This is a genomic window from Isoptericola maris (genome assembly GCF_048065335.1).
GTDB classification, from domain to species: domain Bacteria; phylum Actinomycetota; class Actinomycetes; order Actinomycetales; family Cellulomonadaceae; genus Isoptericola; species Isoptericola rhizosphaerae.
In genome coordinates this window covers 438,027-454,411 of the sequence record NZ_JBLUNY010000002.1, presented here as the reverse complement: position 1 = coordinate 454,411, position 16,385 = coordinate 438,027, and the positions used below count along the sequence as shown (strand labels likewise).

The window sequence follows — 16,385 nt, the reverse complement described above, 5'->3', positions numbered from 1 at the left end:
CCCGCGGGGGGGGGGGGCCGCCCCCGCGGGGGGGGGGGGGGGGGGGGGGGGGGCGGCCCCCCCCCCCCCCCGCCGGGGGGGATGGGGTGTGTCGTGACTGAGCGTCAGCCCAGCGGGCGGATCCGCACGTCGGTGAACGACACGACGTCCGGCGCGGAGCCGTGCGCCTGCAGGCCCACGTATCCGCTCAGTCCACGGCTGCTGGAGTCGGGGTCGTTCGGCCGCCCCGGGAAGGGCAGGCCGGGCAGGTTCTCGAACTCGTTGATGACGACGCCGTTGCGGATCACCGTGTACTGCTGGCCGACGACGCGGATCTCGAGGTCGTTCCACGTCCCCTTCGGCGTGGGCATGGCCTGGGCGAGGTCCAGGTCGGCGAAGCCGTAGATCGACCCGGTCTTGCGGGGGTCGTTGGAGCCGGTCTCGGGCGAGTCGTTGACCTGGATCTCGTGACCGCAGTTGACCGCGATCCATGACAGGTTGCCGGTCTCGCTGCCGTTGAACGTCGTCGGGCATCCCTCGACCGGCTCCCACAGCTCGGGGAACCGCACCTGCACACCGCTGTTCCCGCGCAGGAGGGCTCGAGGGCGTCATCCTCGACCCTGTCTACGAGGGCAAGTCCATGGCGGGTCTGTTCGAGCTCGTCCGCCGCGGCGACATCCCGCGCGACTCGAACGTCCTCTACGCGCACCTGGGCGGGCAGCCGGCCCTCAACGCGTACAGCGGGCGCTACCACTGACCGTCAGGACGACGCCTGCTCGGTGTGCGCGCCGAGACCGTCCGAGATCTCCGGAGGAGCGGCGTGGATCTTCTCGGCGACCCGGTCGAGAAGTGCGGGGATCTCCACCTCCGGTGCGGGTTCCGCGTCTACCGGAACCGAGGTGCCGACCAGCACGAGGGCGCCGTCCACGATGGTCATGACGATCGTGACGCGGCGTGCGTCCGCACCCGAGGGCCCGGACTCGACGGTGGTGAACCCGGCATAGCCGTGCACGCCGGCAGAGGGGTCGCGGTCGCCGTACTCGTCCCACGGAAAGGTGAGGTCGTCGCGGGGCTCCTCGCGGGGGCGGTCGCCGACGGCTCGGAACCCGCTGATCTCGTGTCCGTCCCGGGCGTGGGAGTCCTCCTGGAGCATCGACCAGTAGAGGTCCCCGACCGTCAGGGTGGAGTACGGCCAGGTGTCGGCCGCCATCACGCTGGTGACGACCCCCGTACCCGCCACGCTGACCCCGGACGTGGTGAGCTCGCCGTCGTGCAGGCCGACGTCGATCGCGTCCCGCAGGCTCCAGGAGTCCAGGTGCCGCAGCGGGGGCACCCGCGACGGCAACGGCACGACGTCGTTCGGCGGTCGTGGTGTGCCGTCTCGAGGGTCGCGGCTCCACGGCCCGAGCCACTCGCGATCCACTGGGATCTCCGACGCCGCAGCCTCCGGGAAGTCAGCCACGGTGAGGGCCCAAGCGTTCGGGTCCCACGCGAGGAGCTTCGCCTCCCGGTGGCGGTGCCAGGCCGCGCTGACGCCCGGTCCCACCTGCAGGGCGGCGATCAACGCCAGCACGACGAGAACCACCGTCGCAGGCATGGCATAGTGCACGTACTGCGGGCTCCACGCCGTTGTCCAGAGCTTCTTCAAGGTCTTCACGGGGCTTCTCCGAGGTGTCGGTCGAGCTGGGATGCGGTGGCGTAGTTGTCTCCGAACACCTTGCGCATGGTCCTGGACTCGGGACGGATGCGGACCGTGGCGTCGGCGATCTCCTGCTCGGAGGCACCCTGCTCGGTGAGCTCGTCGGTCATCGAGTCCAGGAACCTCCCGACCGTCCGCTCGCGCAGGTCCGGCTCCGCGGCAAGGACCGCCTCGCGCGCCGGACCGACATGGTCCGTGAACAGCGACGGCAGCAGGGCTCCGCTGCCGGCGACGGCCGCCGACACCGCGGGTCGGGCGCCGATCGTGCCGATCCCCACTGCCGTGGAGAAGAACCTCGCCGTCTCGTGCTCCTGGGCTTCCCGGTGCCGGGCGACGGTGATGGTGTCCGACTCGGTGGCTCCGGCGACGACCGACACGTCCCCGACCGCGGCGGCCGCGATCGCGTCAGGGTCGCCGTCGCCGAGGCCTTCACTCGTCGCCTCGACGGCCATCTGGTCGATGTACTGGTCCGTCGAGCCCAGCCAGTACCCGGCGGTGGTGTCGCTCCTCGACGTCGCGCCGATCACCGCGCACAACGCGGCCGGTTCCAGGCGCGGCTGGATCGAGTCGGACCAGGTCGAGGAACCTTCGGTGGTCTCGCCCAGAGGCACCCGGCCGAGGACTCCGACCTCGGACGGGTCCGCGGTTGCCCGCACGTTGTCGTCGAACGAGACGAAGTACGGCTCGTACGCCGCCGCGAGGTGGCGGCTCGCCTCGTCGGACGCCGTCGTGGGGGACGTGAGGAGCCCTCGTCCCGTGACCATCGCCGTCGTCACGTGCGAGGCCAGCAGCGCGGCCTGCCGCTGGTGCGTGACCGAGGAGTCGTCCTGGGTCCCGCCGGCGACCGCCGCCGCGAAGAGTCCGGTGATCGCGGTGCCGCCGTCGGGCCAGCCGTCGAGCGGGGCCTGGCCGAACCAGGCGTCCACCCGCTGGGCGAGCTCCTCCTCGCCGCCCCGGGAGAAGTACTGCAGCGCCTCCTCGGGACGGCTCGCGAGGCCGCCCGCGATCACCTCGCTCATCGGTGCCGCGTCCGCGATCTCGACGTCCGTGGCACCGAGGCGGCCGCGGCGGTCGGTCCAGGCGTCCGCAGCGCCGACGAACGTGGCGTGCGGCATCGCGGGAGCCAGCAGGAGTGCTGCGAGCCGTGACTGCTCGTCGAGCCCGAACGGGCTCTCGGTGAGGCCGTCGACGACGGCACGGCCGAACCGCTGCTGCTCCGGGTCGGTGGCGCTCGCGGCCCACGCGACGGCTCCGGTCCGCAGCGCCGACGCCAGCTCGGAGTCCTGCACCTTGCTGCCGAGGGCGAAGTACAGCACGGCCGGGTCCACCGTCCGCCAGAACGCCGCCCACAGGCCGGGGTCGTCGCCGGCCGCGACGAGCGCGTCCACCAGGTCCTGGCGGGCCGCTGCCCGCTCCGCCCGGCCGCTGCTCACCGCCGCCGTGTGCACCAACCCGGCGAGCGCGGTGCCCTGCTGCCACGACGGACCGAACGTGGACAGGTCCGCCCCTGCCGACGCCGCGAGCCGCACGGTCTCGACACCGGTGAGGCCCGCGAGCGCCGAGGCCGCTCGGCCGGAGTCGGCCTGCTTGCCGTCCCGGGCCAGGCGCCAGGCGTTCTCCGCAGCGGCGATCTCGCTCCTGGCTGCGGCCGCCCGCTCCTTGGCGTCCCAGGCCATCCGGACCGCATCCGGCTGCCGGGGGTCCGTCGGGTCGGCACCGATGCGCCAGGCGGTGGCCTCGTCCGACTCCGCGTCGTCCAGCTGCCGGCGGGCCGCGTCGCGGCGGGAGACGGCTCGCAGCGCGGCGTCCTGCCGGTCGGCCAGGTCCACGGCATGGACGGTGAGCGTCGAGGACGCGGCGGACAGCACGTCGCGGCACAGCCGCGCCTCCGCCTGCAGGGCCGCCAGCACGGAGCGCGCCTCGTCCACCGCGCCGGAACGCTGGCCGCCCAGCGCTCCGTCGACGCGTCCCAGCTCGACGCAGGTCTCGGACAACGCGGCGCCGGCACGGGCGAGAGAGCCGGCCAGGTGCTCCAGCCGTCCCGGCGACCCGGTCAGCGCCGTGAACTCGACGTCACGCATCAGACCGCCCGGTCCCTGAGCGGACCACCGGTCCCGCCCCCGGCGGACCCACCGCCAGACACAGCCAGCACCGCGCGGGCGAGGCCCTCGGCCGTGGTGCCGTCGGCGGCCCCGTACAGCTCGGAGGCCCGGCGCAGACCACCCGCAAGCTGCTCGAGCGTCGACACCAGGGCGCGGTGCGCGGGGGCCCAGGCGGCGAGGAGGTCCTCGATGGCGGCCGTGAGCGTGGGCTCGCCGGAAGCCCGCGCCGCGTCGACCGCACTCACGTGTACCGAGGGGAGCCCGGCGAGCAGTGCTGCGGTGTCACCGGCACGCAGCCCGGCCGCGGCGAGCTCCGCGGTGTCGATGTCGATGTGCGCCATGTCACCGGACCGTAGCGAGGCCGCACCACCCTCTGCCGGCGCCGTCCACAGCCCTGTGGACAACCGGCCTGGTCGCCGCGACGGTCAGTCCCACCACAGGCGGTACCAGTGCTCTTCGTCACGGCCCGACCCGGAGGGGTCACGCAGCCCCCAGCCGCGCCAGGGGGAGACCTCGTGCGGCGGGACGGCGGCGTCGTCGACCCCGAGCCCGACGACCACGTACCGGTAGAGCTCGTCGCACTGGCACCCGGGGCAGTGGTGCTCGCCCACCGCGAACTCGTGGTCGCAGCGCACCAGCACGCCCTCGACGGTGAGGCGCTCGTCGCACCGGCCCGGACCGATCACGTAGCCGTGCGCGCGCAACCGGTCCGGGTGGGCGACCACAGCGCGCAGCACCGCGCCGATGGAGGGTCCGTCGTTCTGCCGCTCGGTGGCGAGGTAGTCGTCGGGGAGGCGTTCCAGCAGGTCGGCCGCCACCTCGGCGCCCAGCTCGACGAACCGGTAGAACGACGACGCACCCAGGACATCGGGCAGCAGCACCGGCTCGAGCACCCGGTGCATGCCGGCCCGGAGCATCCAGCCGTGCCGGTCGTCGCACCAGAAGTGCGTCGCGGCCTCGGTCGCGGCCATCCGCTCCTCGAGCTGCCACGCCGTGGTCAGGTCGACGAGCTCGGGCGAGGTGAACCGCCGCCGGGGCAGCTCGGGCGGGACGGCGGGTGTGGGCACGGGATCCTCCACGGGTCGGCTGGGCGACGGACGACCGTCACTCTGCCGCCCGGTCGCGACCCGCCGTCGTGCGGGGACCGGAGCCTGTGGAAACCTAGGGACGGTGGTTGCCCGTGGCGCGTTGCGCCACGGGAGAACGACCGTGACAACGAGCCCAGGAAGGCGCATCCTCGACACTGATGAGCGACACCACCACGCGGCCCGAGCCGCGCACGTACCCGCAGACCCCGACCGCCGAGCCGGTCAGCGACGAGCTCCTGGTGGTCCACCTCAAGCGTGACGGCCAGATCCGGCCCGAGTACTTCCGACCGCCGGAGTTGGTGCGTCACGACGTCGCCGACGGTGTCCTGGCGGTCACCCTCGCTGCGGACGGCGACGTCCCCGAGCGCACCCGCCACTTCCCCCTCGCGGAGATCGCGGAGTACGTCCTGGAGGCTCCGAGCGCCGCCTACGAGGAGGCGTTCGACGCCTGGACGCAGACGAAGTTCGGCGTCGACGCCGAGACCTACCGCTCGATGCGGGACACGTCCAAGGGCGTCACGATGGCCGAGAACATGCGCCGGCAGATCGCCGAAGGACTGGGCGTGGACCCCGACGCCGTGCACTTCGGCGGCTCCTTCACCATCGACGACGACGAGGACTGGGAAGGCTCGCCGGACGACGAGTAGCGATGAGTTCTCGGCCGCCCGCTCGTCTACCCGGCATGGCTACCGAGACCCGCACCCTGGACGTGCCAGGTGCCGTCCTGACCTACGACGTCCACACGCCGGAGCGCGACGGCGGGTGCCCGCCGCTGTTCGTGCTCGGCAACCCCATGGAGGCCGAGGGCTTCTCCCAGCTCGTCGCGGAGATCGGCGACCGCACGGTCGTGACGTACGACCCGCGGGGCACGGCCCGCTCGACCCTGGAGCCGGACGGCGGTGTCCGGGTGGAGGACCACGCGGCCGACCTGCACGCCGTGGCGCAGGCGGCCGACGTCGGCCCGCTCGACGTCCTGGGGTCGTCCGGCGGCGGCGTCACGGGGCTCGCCTGGGCCGTGTCGCGCCCCGAGGACGTGCGGTGCCTCGTGGCCCACGAGCCGCCGCTGACGTCGTTGCTCGAGGACCGGGACCTCGCCGTGCGAGCGCAGGCGGACGTCGTCCGGACGTACGAGGAGTCGGGGTTCGGGCCGGCGATGGCGAAGTTCGTGCGGCTGGTCTTCGCCACCGAGCCCTTCACCGAGGCCTTCCTCGAGCAGCCGGACCCGGATCCCGCCGACTACGGGATGCCGACGGAGGACGACGGACGCCGGGACGACCTCATGCTGGGCAAGATGCTGACCACGATGCCGCTGTGGGAGCCGCCCCTCGACGAGATCCGAGCACTGGTCGGTGACGGGCGTCTGCGGGTGCTGCCCGCGGTCGGCGCCGCGTCCCCGCCCGGGGCGCTCGCCTCCCGCGGTGCCACCGCGCTCGCCGCGGCCCTCGGTTCGGGGCCGGTGGTCTTCCCGGGCGACCACGGCGGCTTCGTGCGGAACGAGTGGTCGCCGGACAACGACCCGGGCGCGTTCTGGGTGCGCCTGCGGGAGGTCCTCGCCTGCTGAGCCGGCCGAGCGGCCCCCCCGCTCGGCCGGCTCCTGGCACCGTTCGCGCCCGACGGCGGCCCGTGCGGGTGCGCCGGGCCGGTTCAGCTCCGCCAGGTGTCGTCCAGCGTGAGCGTCCCGTCGGCGCCGACGGTGGCGACCCGGTTGCCGCCGGACTCCCAGACGACGTCGCCGCCGTTCACCTTCACGTACTTGTACTCGAAGCTGGTGCCGGCGGGCAGGTCCACCGTGCCGCGCCACACCGGGTAGGCGTCCGCCGAGAGCACGACGCCGCGCGCCGGGTCCCACGAGCCGAGGCCGGCACGGTCCCCGACGATGCGCACGTCCTGGCCCCAGGTGGTGGTCGCCTCGACGGCCACCTCGACGTCCGTCGTGGCGGGCGGGGTCGTCCCGCCACCGGAGCCGGCCGTCGCCCCGACGTGCAGCGCGAGGGCCCCGTAGGCAGGTACCGTCGCGGTGAAGGTGCCGTCGGCGGCCACGATGCGGGTCACCGAGCAGTCGGTCGCCGCGACGACGTCGCAGTACTCCCCGGCCGGCAGGTCGGTGGCGTAGGTGCGGGTCACGCCCCAGCCGTTGTTGTTGATCGTCACGTACCCGGCGGCGCCCCGGCCGTACGCGACGTGGTTGCCGCCGTCGTCCCACCATCGCGTGACGGCCGCGGAGCCGACCTCGTTGTGGAAGCCGACCATGCCCCGGACCTCAGCCCAGCGCTGCTCGCAGGTCCAGGCGCCGGACGAGCACTCGGCGTCGGGCACGGTGTGGGAGGTGGCGCCGGGCGCGCCGGAGTCGAAGTCGGAGAAGGTGTAGCCGGAGTAGACGGTGGGGGACCCGTAGGGCCACGACAGCATGAAGACGTTCGCGAGCGTGTACTTGGCGCCCCACTGGTAGCTCATGGACTCGCCGTTGCGCTCGGTGTCGTGGTTGGAGACGAAGACGCCGGCACGGTCGGAGGGCAGCTTGCCGTCACCGATGTAGCGCAGGTCCTTGATCTGCGCGTCGAAGGCGTGCTTGACCCCGCGCGCGTAGTCGAACTCGTGGGAGTCGCCGCTGCCGAGGTACTCCGACGGCTGGACGGGCTCGCCGGCGGCGCCGATGACCTCGTGCACCCAGTAGACGTCGGAGTGGTCCATGGCTGACTTGATGGCCTCGAGGTCGGCGGCCGGCATGTGCTTCGCAGCGTCGATGCGGAACCCGGCGACGCCGAGGGAGACGAGATCGTCGAGGTAGTCCGCGATGGTGCCTCGCACGTAGCCCGACGAGGTGCGCAGGTCCTGCAGCGCGACGAGGCGGCAGTGCTGCACCTCCCAGCGGTCCTGGTAGTTGGCGATGTCCGAGCGGCAGTCGTTGAAGTCCTGCGCGGAGTACGCGGGGAAGCTGTCCTCGGAGTACGGGGACCCGGCGACGCCGTGGCCGGACGAGTCGGCGCCGGCCATGTGGTTGATGACGGCGTCGGCGATGACCTCGACACCCGCGGCGTTGCACGCGGAGACCATGGCGGCGAACTCGGCGCGGCTGCCGAGCTTGGACTCGATCTGGTAGCTGACGGGCTGGTACGAGGTCCACCAGGCGTCGCCGGGGACGTGCTCGGCCGGCGGGGAGACCTGGACGTAGCCGAACCCGGCCGGGCCGATCGTGGAGGTGCACTCGGCGGCGACGGAGTCCCAGGTCCACTGGAACAGGTTGAGGATGACGTCCTTGCCGTCGTTCGACGGTGTCCGGGCCTCCGCACCGGGGGTGCCGGGGGCGAGGCCGAGCACGAGGGTCAGGGTCGCGGCCAGGGCGGCCGCGAAGGTGGCGAGTCGTGCTCTGCCGGGGCGCTGCCCGGTACGGATGTCCTGCTGAGCGGTGCGCATCGTTGCGTCTCCCTGTGTTCTCCGCGCGTCGATGCGCGGGTTGCGAGCATTGCTGCAACCCTACAGAAACTTGCAATGGACGACCAGGGCACGTCCCCCGCTCGGTGCGAGATCATGGCGCACAGACCCGTGCTCGACCGAAGAGGAAGGTGGCCCGAGTGGCCTCGATCGTGGTCGTCGGCTCCGTCAACGCCGACCTGGTCGCCCGCGTCCCCGCGCACCCCGCCCCCGGCGAGACGGTGCTCGCGGACAGCATGACCGTCCTGCCCGGTGGCAAGGGCGCCAACCAGGCCGTGGTCGCAGCGCGCCTCGGCGGTGACGTCGCGCTCGTCGGTGCGGTCGGCACCGACGCCTTCGCCGCCGCCGCGGTCCCCGGCCTGCGCCGCGCCGGCGTGGACCTCTCTGCGGTCGCGACCGTGCCAGGTCCCACGGGCGTCGCCATGGTCTCGGTGGACGACGACGGCGAGAACGTCATCGTCGTCGTCCCCGGCGCGAACGGGTCGGTCGACGCGGCGGCGGTGGAACGGCACGCCGAGCTCGTGGCGGGCGCCGCCGTCGTCGTCGTCCAGGGCGAGATCCCCACCACGGGCACCGAGGCCGCGGCCCGGGCCGCGACGGGCCGCGTGCTGCTGAACCTCGCGCCCGTCGTGCCGGTGGTGCGCGAGGTGCTGGCGCTCGCCGACCCGCTCGTCGTCAACGCGGGCGAGGCCTGGCGGCTGCTCACCGAGGCCGACCGGCCCGTCCCCGAGGACGAACCGTTCGCCGTGGTCGAGGAGCTGCTCGACCTCGGCCCACGATCCGTGGTCCTCACCCTCGGCGGCGCGGGCGCTGTGGTCCTCGTGGGGTCCGACGACGGCGGCCCGGTGGTCGTGCCGTCGCCCCTGGTGGACGTCGTGGACACCACGGGTGCCGGTGACGCGTTCGTCGGCGCGCTGGCCTGGCGGCTCGCCGAGGGTGACGGCCTGGTGGCCGCCGTGCGCACGGCGGTGCGGGTCGGGGCGTTCTCCGTGACCACCCCCGGCGCGCAGCCGTCGTTCCCGATCGGCGACGACGAGCTACCGGCCGCGCACCGGTAGCTCGTCGGGTCAGCGCCGCGCGACGTAGTAGGCGTTGATGAAGTCGCCCGGCACGGACTCGACCCGGACGTTCGTGAATCCGGCGTCGGCCAGCATGCGCAGCGCCGTCTGCCGGCCCCACGCGGTACCCAGACCGTCGCCGCCCTCGGCGAGCGACACCGTCATGCAGTGCATGGTCGAGACCGTGTACAGGTACGGCGCCCACGGGATCGCGGTGTTGTCGTCCAGCTCGCTGGAGGCGTCGATGTCGACCACGAGGAACACGCCGTCCGGATCGAGGTGCTCGGCGACCTGGCCCAGCACGTGGGCGGGGTGCGCCTGGTCGTGGACGGCGTCGAACGCCGTGACGGCGCCGAAAGATCCGGTGCCACCCAGGTCGGCCACGTCGCGCACCTCGAAGTGCACGTTGCCGAGCCCCAGGGCATCGGCCTCCTCGCGGGCCACGGCGATCGTCTCCGGCCGGAAGTCGTAGCCGTGGAAGTCGCTGTCGGGGAACGCGCTCGCCAGCAGGTTCATGGCGTGGCCCTGCCCGCAGCCGATGTCCGCGACGCGGATGCCGGCCCGCAGCCGCTCGGCGAGCCCGTCGACCATCGGGACGACGTGGCTCAGCAGGGCGGCGTCGTGGTTCTGGGCGCTCTGCTCGGCCATCAGCTCGTGGAACCGGCCGAACGCCTCGTACCCGACGCCGCCGCCGTCGGTGAAGCAGCGCACGATCGGGTCCTCGACCTGCGCCAGCATCGGGACGAACTGGAGCTGGGACGCCAGGTTGTTCACGCCGGCCGCCCGGGTGAGCACCGCGGCGTGGTTCGCCGGGAGCCGGTAGGTGCCGTGGTCGTGGACCACGATGCCCGCGACGGTCATCGCGCCGAGCCACTCGCGCACGTAGCGCTCGTGCAGGCCCGCTGCTGCCGCGATCTCGTGGCTGGTGGACGGCGGCAGACCGGCCACGGTGTCGAAGAGCCCGGTGCGGTGCCCGATGCTGATCATCAGGGCCGTCGCTCCCCGGCTCAGGGTCGCGAACAGCTCGCCGGCGAAGGCCTCGACCCCCGCCGGGTCCGGCTGCTCGGTCACGGTCGGCTCGGTCCCGGTCGGCTCGGTCGCGTCGGGCGATGTCTGGGTGGTGTCGGTGCCGTGAGTGGTGCTGTCGGTGGTGGTCATGGTGCCTCCTCGTCGGATGCTCCCGACGCTAGGGACGGCGAGCACCTGGCCACATCGGCAGAATCATGCAGACCGGTCCGGATGTGCAGCGGTCAGACGACCCCGTGGTCACGAGCCCACGCCACGGCCGCCGTGCGCGAGGAGACGCCGAGCTTGAGGTAGGTGTTGGCCAGGTGCCGGGCGACCGTGCGCTCGCTGATGTGCAGGTGGGCACCGACGTCCCGGTTGGTGCCGCCCTCGGCCACGACGGCGAGGACCTCCGTCTCCCGCGGTGAGAGCTCCTCGGGAGCGCGCCGCCGGCGTCGCTGCGCCACGAGGTGCTGCAGCTCGCGCCCCGCACCCAGCTCGGCGAACGTGGTGGCCGCCAGCTCGTACTCCTCGCGCGCGGTGTCACCGTCGCCCAGGGCCTCCAGGGACCGCGCGATCTCCACGCGCGTCCGCGCCACCTCCCGCGGGGCGTCGATCTGCTGCCACCGGTCCCGCGCCTCCCGCAGGACCGGCAGCGCGGCCGGGTGGTGACCGTAGGCGGCCTGGACGGAGCCTCTCCACCGGCAGGCCTCGGCCTGCCAGCCCGGGCTGCCGTGGTGGTCGGCGATGTCGTTCAGCTCGTCCACCAGGGCGTCGAGGCGACCGCGGTCGTCCTGGCAGAGCGCCACCTCGATCCGCGCGGCGAGCAGCGGGGCCCGGTCCAGCGGGGCTCGGACGCCTGCCAGCGCCGCGTCGAGGGACGCCGCGGCCGTGGCGGTGCTTCCTCGCTCGAGGTGGAGCAGGGCCGACCCGGGCAGGGGTTCGCGACCGAGGGCGCGCGCGGCCCGGTAGGCCGTCTCCGCGAGGTCGAGCTCACCGCGGAGACGGTGCAGCTCGCCGCACCGGTAGTTCGCCTCGCCGGCCGCGACGACGTCGATGTCGGCCAGGTCGGCGGCAGCCTCCTCCGCCTCCCGCAGCGCGCGGGGCCAGTCGCCGTGCACCTGCAGCAGCTGGACGCGATGCACCCGGCAGATGCCGGTGAAGAGCCTGGCGGGCGCCAGCTCCTGGCACCACGCCTCCGTGATCTCGGTCCAGTGCTGCGCCCTCGGCAGGTCGCCCAGCTCGTAGCAGAGCTGCATCATCTGGCAGTACAGGTCGCCCGCCCAGGGCAGCGCCGTCCGGCCGCCCAGCACGGGGATCATGGCCTCGTCGAGGTAGCGCGAACCCTCGCGGACGCGGCCGCGCCGGATCGCCAGCCGTCCGGACAGGAAGAGCCCGTACGCCTGGAGCGTCGGCTCGTGGAACCGGTCACCGAGCTCGAGGACACGGTGGACCAGCTGGTCGGCGCGGGCGAGGTCGCCGACGGCGAGGGTGCCGTGCGCCTCGATGATCAGCAGGAAGCCGTGCTCGACGGCGTCCGGCGTCGTGGCCAGCAGCCTCCCGGCGCGCGCGAGCCAGCCCGCGGCGGCGGCGTCGTTCCCCCGGACGGACTCCGAGAAGCCCAGCTCCACGGCGGCGGCCGCCGCCCCCGGTGCGTCGCCCGCGTCGGTCCGCAGACGGCACACCTCGTCGGTGACCAGCGCGTACTCGTCGATGTGGCCGAGCCACCAGCAGGCCTGCGCGAGCGAGGCGAGGTCGTCGATGCCGAGCGTGCGCACGGCCTCTCGTGCGATGGTCGTCCGCGCACCGGACAGGAAGAGGTCGCGCGCCGTCGCCCACTCGTGCTCGGCGACGGCACGACGGGCCGCACGCAGGTCGTCGCGCTCCGGCATCATCAGGTGTCACCTCTGGTTCGATGGTGGCACGCGTCGGGCCGCCGTGACGTCCGCGTGCTCAGCCGCCCGGGACGTCGACCTCCCGGGCCGGGACCGGCCACGGCATGGACGTCGGCGATACTGGCCGTATGGAGCTCGTGACCAACCCGTCGGAGCGGCTGCGCGCCCGGGTGGGCGACGCCCTCTTCCTGAAGGTCGCAGGTCCGGACGGGCACGCCGCCCGCGACCGCATCCACCTCACGCCCGGGCCGCGCTGGTTCGCCGCCGGCAGCCCGGTGCGCCGCGTGCACGCGGACGCCGCGACGTTCGTGGGCGGTCTGCGCGCCCTGCTCCTGCAGTCGCTGCACCCGCTGGCGATGGCCGGCGTCGCCGGGCACTCCGGGTTCCGCGGCGACCCGTGGGGGCGGCTCGCCCGCACCTCCACGTTCCTGGCGACGACGACGTTCGCCACCGCCGACCACGCCCAGGAGATGATCGACCAGGTCCGCGCGGTGCACGAGCGGGTGCGCGGCAAGGCGCCCGACGGACGGCCGTACCGCGCGAGCGACCCGCACCTGCTGGCCTGGGTGCACGCCGCCGAGGCCGACTCGTTCCTGGCCGCGCACCAGCGCTACGGCGAGCGGCGCCTCACGGCGGCCGAGGCCGACGAGTACGTCGCGCAGTCGGGCCGCGTCGCCCGGGCGCTCGGCGCCGAGGACGTGCCGGAGACGGTCGCCGGGCTCGACGCCACTCTCGCGTCCTACCGTCCCGAGCTCGAGGCGAGCCCCGAGGCGCTCGACACCGCTCGGTTCCTGCTGCGCGAACCGCCGCTGCCCCGCGCCGTCCGCCCGGCCTACCGGTTGCTCGCTGCGGGAGCGGTGTCGCTCCTGCCCGCGTGGGCCGCCGACGAGCTGCGGATCGGCACCTGGTTCGCGCGCACCTGCGGGGGCCCCGCGGGGGCGCTCGCAGTGCGGTCGATCCGGTGGGGTCTCGGCCCTGCCGAGAGCCGCGACCGTCACGGCGGGACCGCCTGATCGACCGGCAGGCACGCGGTGGCGGCCGCTCGACCCGCGTGGGGGAGCGCCCGAGGCTACCGTGGAAGGGACCAACCCGTCGGCCGGAGCCTCCGGCCGGCGACGGTTCTTCTCCTGGAGTGATGTGACATGACGTTCGATGACAAGGTGGCACTGGTGACCGGCGGCGGCTCCGGCATCGGCGAGGCGATCAGCAAGGATCTCGCGGCAGCCGGAGCGAAGGTCGTGGTCACCGACATCAAGCTCGAGTCCGCCCAGCGCGTGGCGGACGAGATCACCGCCGCCGGGGGCACGGCGGCTGCGGTGCAGCAGGACACCGCGAGCAGGGACGACGCCGAGAAGGTGGTCGCCTTCGCGAAGGACACCTTCGGCGGCCTGCACTACGCGGTGAACAACGCCGGCATCGGTGGCAACCAGGCGCCCGCCGGGGAGGTGGACCTGGACGACTGGGACCGGGTTATCAACATCAACCTCAACGGGGTCCTGTACGGCATGCGCGCCCAGATCCCGGCGATGCTCACCGAGGACGCCTCCGGGTGCGCCATCGTCAACATGGCGTCGATCCACGGCACCGTCGCCGCCATCGGCAACGGTGCGTACACGGCGGCCAAGCACGGCGTCGTCGGCCTCACCAAGAACGCGGCGGCGGAATACGGCCCGCAGGGGCTGCGCGTCAACTCCGTCGGTCCGGCCTACATCCGCACCCCGCTCCTGCAGGGGCTGCCGGACGACGCCCGCGCGGCACTCGTGGCCAAGCACCCCCTCGGCCGCCTGGGAGAGGCCGAGGAGGTCGCGACGGTTGTCCGGTTCCTGCTGTCGCAGGAGGCGTCGTTCGTCACCGGCGCGTACTGGCTCGTGGACGGCGGCTACACCACCGTGTGACGGCGTCCCGCACCACCGCGAGCCTCCACCGACGCGCTGACCAGTCGGCATTCCGCTCGCCCTCGCCGTCACCGTGCGCCTCGGGGCGTTCGTCCCGCTGATCGGTGCGGTGCGGTGGGGTGCGGTGGGGTGCGGTGGGGTGCGGTGAGGTGCGGTGCTCTGCTCGCCGGGACGCTCGCCGGTCCCGTCGGCGACCGTCACCCGAGGAGCCGGTGACCGAGGGGGGATCCGGCTCGCGACGATGCCTGAGCAGCTAGTCCTCGTCGCCGGTCAGCTCACCCGACTCGATGTCCACGCGGTAGTCGGCCTCGTCGCCCTCCTCGTCCACGGTCACCGACCAGTGCGTGCCGTCGTCGAGCTCGGCGTCGGTGAGGACGCCGCCGGAGTGCGCCAGCACCCGGTCGATGGCGTCGGCGATCGTGATCGTGGCGTCGTCGATGGCGCTCCTGTCCTCGACGTCGAGGTCGTCGTCCTCGGTGCTCACCACGGTGCCCGCCTCGTCCACCTCCAGCTCGGCGGTCCTGTTCCCGACGGCCACCGAGACCTCCCAGGTGCCGCCCGTCTCCGCGTCGTCGATCGCGTACGCCGTGCCGCCGGCCTCGTCCTCGGCCACGGCGATCGCGCGGAGCGCGGCGGCGTTCAGGTCGCTCGCCTCGGGGCCGGCGCTCTCGCCGGGCGCCTCGCTCGCGTCGTCGTCGGAGCTCGTGGGGCCGGACGTCTGCGAGGGGCTCCCGGCGAGGAACTCCTCGTCGCCGGGGGTCGCCTGGTTGCTGTCCCCGCCGCTGCAGGCAGTGAGGCCCAGGGCGAGAGCCAGGGCGAGACCAGGGGCAGCGGTGCGGCGGAAGTCGTGGATCGTCATACGTCGATCTTGCGGCCGACCGGTTTCCGTCGCACGACCACCTTGCGCTTGACGCGGCGTCAACCTCTACCGTCGATCGCATGACCAGTTCGATCCAGGATGTTGCCCGGCTCGCGGGCATCTCGAGCCGCACCCTGCGGCACTATGACCAGATCGGCCTGCTGCCGCCGTCCGGCACCGGACACGGCGGGCTGCGCTACTACGACGACGGCGCGATCCGCCGTCTGCAGCGCATCCTGCTGATGCGCGAGCTCGGGCTGCCGCTCGACCAGATCGCCCGGGTGCTCGACGAGCAGGCGGACGAGGCCGAGGCGCTGCGCCGCCATCTCGACGTGCTGCGGCGCGAGCGCGGGCGGCTCGAACGGCAGATGGCGTCCGTGGAACGAACACTGACCGCACTGACACGAGGGAGGCCGATCATGGCCGAGGAGATGCTCGACGGGTTCGACCACACGCAGTACAAGGACGAGGTGACCGAGCGCTGGGGTGCCGACGCCTACGCGACGTCCGACGCCTGGTGGCGCGGGCTGGGCGCCGAAGGGCAGGCCGAGTGGAAGGCCCGCCTCGACGAGCTCAACGGCGCATGGGTCGCGGCGGCCGACCGGGGCGTCGACCCGACGTCCGACGAGGGGCAGGCGCTCGCCGCGCGGCACGTCGAGTGGCTGGGGTCCGTCCCGGGCGCACCGGGGGCCGACGACGGCCGCCCGTCGAAGGAGTACGTCGTCGGGCTGGCGGAGATGTACGTCGCGGACGCGCGGTTCGCCGCGAACTACGGCGGTGCTGACGGAGCGGCGCTCGTCCGAGACGCCCTGGTCGCGTACACGGAGCGCGAGCTGTAGGCCGCACTCCGGTCCACTCCGTTCGGCAGCTCCAGCCCCGGTCGGTCGCTCCAGGGGCCGACCGGAGCTGGGGCTGCCGACCGGACCGAGCCGCCGTGTGACACTGGCGCGGTGAGCGAGAACTGGGCCCAGCAGCGCACAGAGGCCGCCCGCGAGCACGCCGCCAGGCTCGCCGCCCGGCAGGACGCCGAGCACGTCCGCGCCGAGGAGATGCTCGCCGACTTCGTCCGCCGGGCCCACGACGCCGGGCTCGAGCCGGAGCCGCTGCAGGTCAAGGGCTACGGCGGGCGCGGGACCGCGCGGACGCCCTTGCGGGGGTGGTACCTGCGCACCGACCGGACCTCCGCAGTGTCCACCGACGGCGACTTCTACGTCCTGACGGCCCCGCTCGGCCTCGTCGACCGGCTGCGCGGTGTCCGCCCCGCACCGAGGCGACCGCCGCTCGTGCTCGGCGCCGGCGGCAAGGACGGCGACTCGATCGACCTCGTCGACGCCCTGGAGCGGCTGCTGCCGCGGTAGCGCGTGCGTCGACGT

Annotated in this window: 16 protein-coding genes and 1 pseudogene; 8 read left to right on the top strand and 9 right to left on the bottom strand. The window is 73.6% G+C overall.

Features of this window, described 5'->3' with window-relative positions:
• Positions 1-104: 104 nt before the first annotated feature.
• Positions 105-548, bottom strand: coding sequence for a 3-keto-disaccharide hydrolase (locus tag ACH5HR_RS06295; protein WP_402373100.1), 444 nt, complete (start codon positions 546-548; stop codon positions 105-107).
• A 29-nt stretch (positions 549-577) separates the two neighbouring features.
• On the opposite strand from ACH5HR_RS06295, the pseudogene ACH5HR_RS06290 reads away from it, so the two are divergent.
• Positions 578-736, top strand: a pseudogene (locus ACH5HR_RS06290) (1-aminocyclopropane-1-carboxylate deaminase); the annotation flags it as partial.
• Between the two features lie 3 nt (positions 737-739).
• Here the strand turns inward: ACH5HR_RS06290 and ACH5HR_RS06285 are convergent.
• The 4 genes from ACH5HR_RS06285 to ACH5HR_RS06270 all read right to left on the bottom strand — a co-directional run bounded on the left by ACH5HR_RS06285 (position 740) and on the right by ACH5HR_RS06270 (position 4,847).
• Positions 740-1,636 carry a hypothetical protein gene (locus tag ACH5HR_RS06285; protein WP_416476814.1) on the bottom strand — a complete coding sequence of 299 codons (897 nt, stop codon included), beginning with the start codon at positions 1,634-1,636 and terminating at the stop codon, positions 740-742.
• Positions 1,633-3,759, bottom strand: coding sequence for a hypothetical protein (locus tag ACH5HR_RS06280; protein WP_416476813.1), 2,127 nt, complete (start codon positions 3,757-3,759; stop codon positions 1,633-1,635). The genes ACH5HR_RS06285 and ACH5HR_RS06280 overlap by 4 nt, the downstream gene beginning before the upstream one ends.
• A complete protein-coding gene (locus tag ACH5HR_RS06275; protein ID WP_402373107.1) occupies positions 3,759-4,121 on the bottom strand; it encodes a hypothetical protein in 363 nt (120 codons plus the stop codon). Before ACH5HR_RS06275 ends, ACH5HR_RS06280 begins: the two co-directional genes overlap by 1 nt.
• A gap of 84 nt (positions 4,122-4,205) precedes the next feature.
• Positions 4,206-4,847 (bottom strand): hypothetical protein, encoded by a 642-nt coding sequence (locus tag ACH5HR_RS06270; protein WP_416476812.1) that lies wholly within the window; start codon positions 4,845-4,847, stop codon positions 4,206-4,208.
• 179 nt (positions 4,848-5,026) lie between these two features.
• Here ACH5HR_RS06270 and ACH5HR_RS06265 point away from each other — a divergent pair, with 179 nt between their 5' ends.
• A complete protein-coding gene (locus tag ACH5HR_RS06265; protein WP_402373113.1) occupies positions 5,027-5,515 on the top strand; it encodes a hypothetical protein in 489 nt (162 codons plus the stop codon).
• A gap of 35 nt (positions 5,516-5,550) precedes the next feature.
• Positions 5,551-6,429, top strand: coding sequence for an alpha/beta fold hydrolase (locus tag ACH5HR_RS06260; protein WP_416476811.1), 879 nt, complete (start codon positions 5,551-5,553; stop codon positions 6,427-6,429).
• 83 nt (positions 6,430-6,512) lie between these two features.
• On the opposite strand, the gene ACH5HR_RS06255 is transcribed toward ACH5HR_RS06260, so the two are convergent.
• Entirely contained in the window at positions 6,513-8,282 is a 1,770-nt protein-coding gene (locus tag ACH5HR_RS06255; RefSeq protein WP_416476810.1) for a carbohydrate-binding module family 20 domain-containing protein, read from the bottom strand.
• A 158-nt stretch (positions 8,283-8,440) separates the two neighbouring features.
• Here ACH5HR_RS06255 and ACH5HR_RS06250 point away from each other — a divergent pair, with 158 nt between their 5' ends.
• On the top strand, positions 8,441-9,358 hold the full coding sequence (locus tag ACH5HR_RS06250) for a ribokinase (RefSeq protein ID WP_416476809.1): 918 nt from the start codon (positions 8,441-8,443) through the stop codon (positions 9,356-9,358).
• 9 nt (positions 9,359-9,367) lie between these two features.
• Here ACH5HR_RS06250 and ACH5HR_RS06245 read toward each other — a convergent pair whose 3' ends face one another.
• Both ACH5HR_RS06245 and ACH5HR_RS06240 read right to left on the bottom strand, forming a co-directional pair.
• On the bottom strand, positions 9,368-10,516 hold the full coding sequence (locus tag ACH5HR_RS06245) for a class I SAM-dependent methyltransferase (RefSeq protein ID WP_416476807.1): 1,149 nt from the start codon (positions 10,514-10,516) through the stop codon (positions 9,368-9,370).
• A gap of 92 nt (positions 10,517-10,608) precedes the next feature.
• Positions 10,609-12,258 (bottom strand): LuxR C-terminal-related transcriptional regulator, encoded by a 1,650-nt coding sequence (locus ACH5HR_RS06240; RefSeq protein WP_416476805.1) that lies wholly within the window; start codon positions 12,256-12,258, stop codon positions 10,609-10,611.
• 128 nt (positions 12,259-12,386) lie between these two features.
• On the opposite strand from ACH5HR_RS06240, the gene ACH5HR_RS06235 reads away from it, so the two are divergent.
• A complete protein-coding gene (locus ACH5HR_RS06235) occupies positions 12,387-13,271 on the top strand; it encodes an oxygenase MpaB family protein (protein ID WP_402373130.1) in 885 nt (294 codons plus the stop codon).
• Positions 13,272-13,400: 129 nt separating this feature from the next.
• Positions 13,401-14,153 carry an SDR family NAD(P)-dependent oxidoreductase gene (locus ACH5HR_RS06230; protein ID WP_402373132.1) on the top strand — a complete coding sequence of 251 codons (753 nt, stop codon included), beginning with the start codon at positions 13,401-13,403 and terminating at the stop codon, positions 14,151-14,153.
• Between the two features lie 253 nt (positions 14,154-14,406).
• On the opposite strand, the gene ACH5HR_RS06225 is transcribed toward ACH5HR_RS06230, so the two are convergent.
• Positions 14,407-15,012 carry a PepSY domain-containing protein gene (locus ACH5HR_RS06225; RefSeq protein ID WP_402373135.1) on the bottom strand — a complete coding sequence of 202 codons (606 nt, stop codon included), beginning with the start codon at positions 15,010-15,012 and terminating at the stop codon, positions 14,407-14,409.
• Positions 15,013-15,092: 80 nt separating this feature from the next.
• On the opposite strand from ACH5HR_RS06225, the gene ACH5HR_RS06220 reads away from it, so the two are divergent.
• Positions 15,093-15,851, top strand: a complete 759-nt coding sequence (locus ACH5HR_RS06220) for a MerR family transcriptional regulator (RefSeq protein ID WP_416476804.1) — start codon at positions 15,093-15,095, stop codon at positions 15,849-15,851.
• Between the two features lie 111 nt (positions 15,852-15,962).
• A complete protein-coding gene (locus ACH5HR_RS06215) occupies positions 15,963-16,370 on the top strand; it encodes a hypothetical protein (protein WP_402373140.1) in 408 nt (135 codons plus the stop codon).
• Positions 16,371-16,385: the final 15 nt, after the last annotated feature.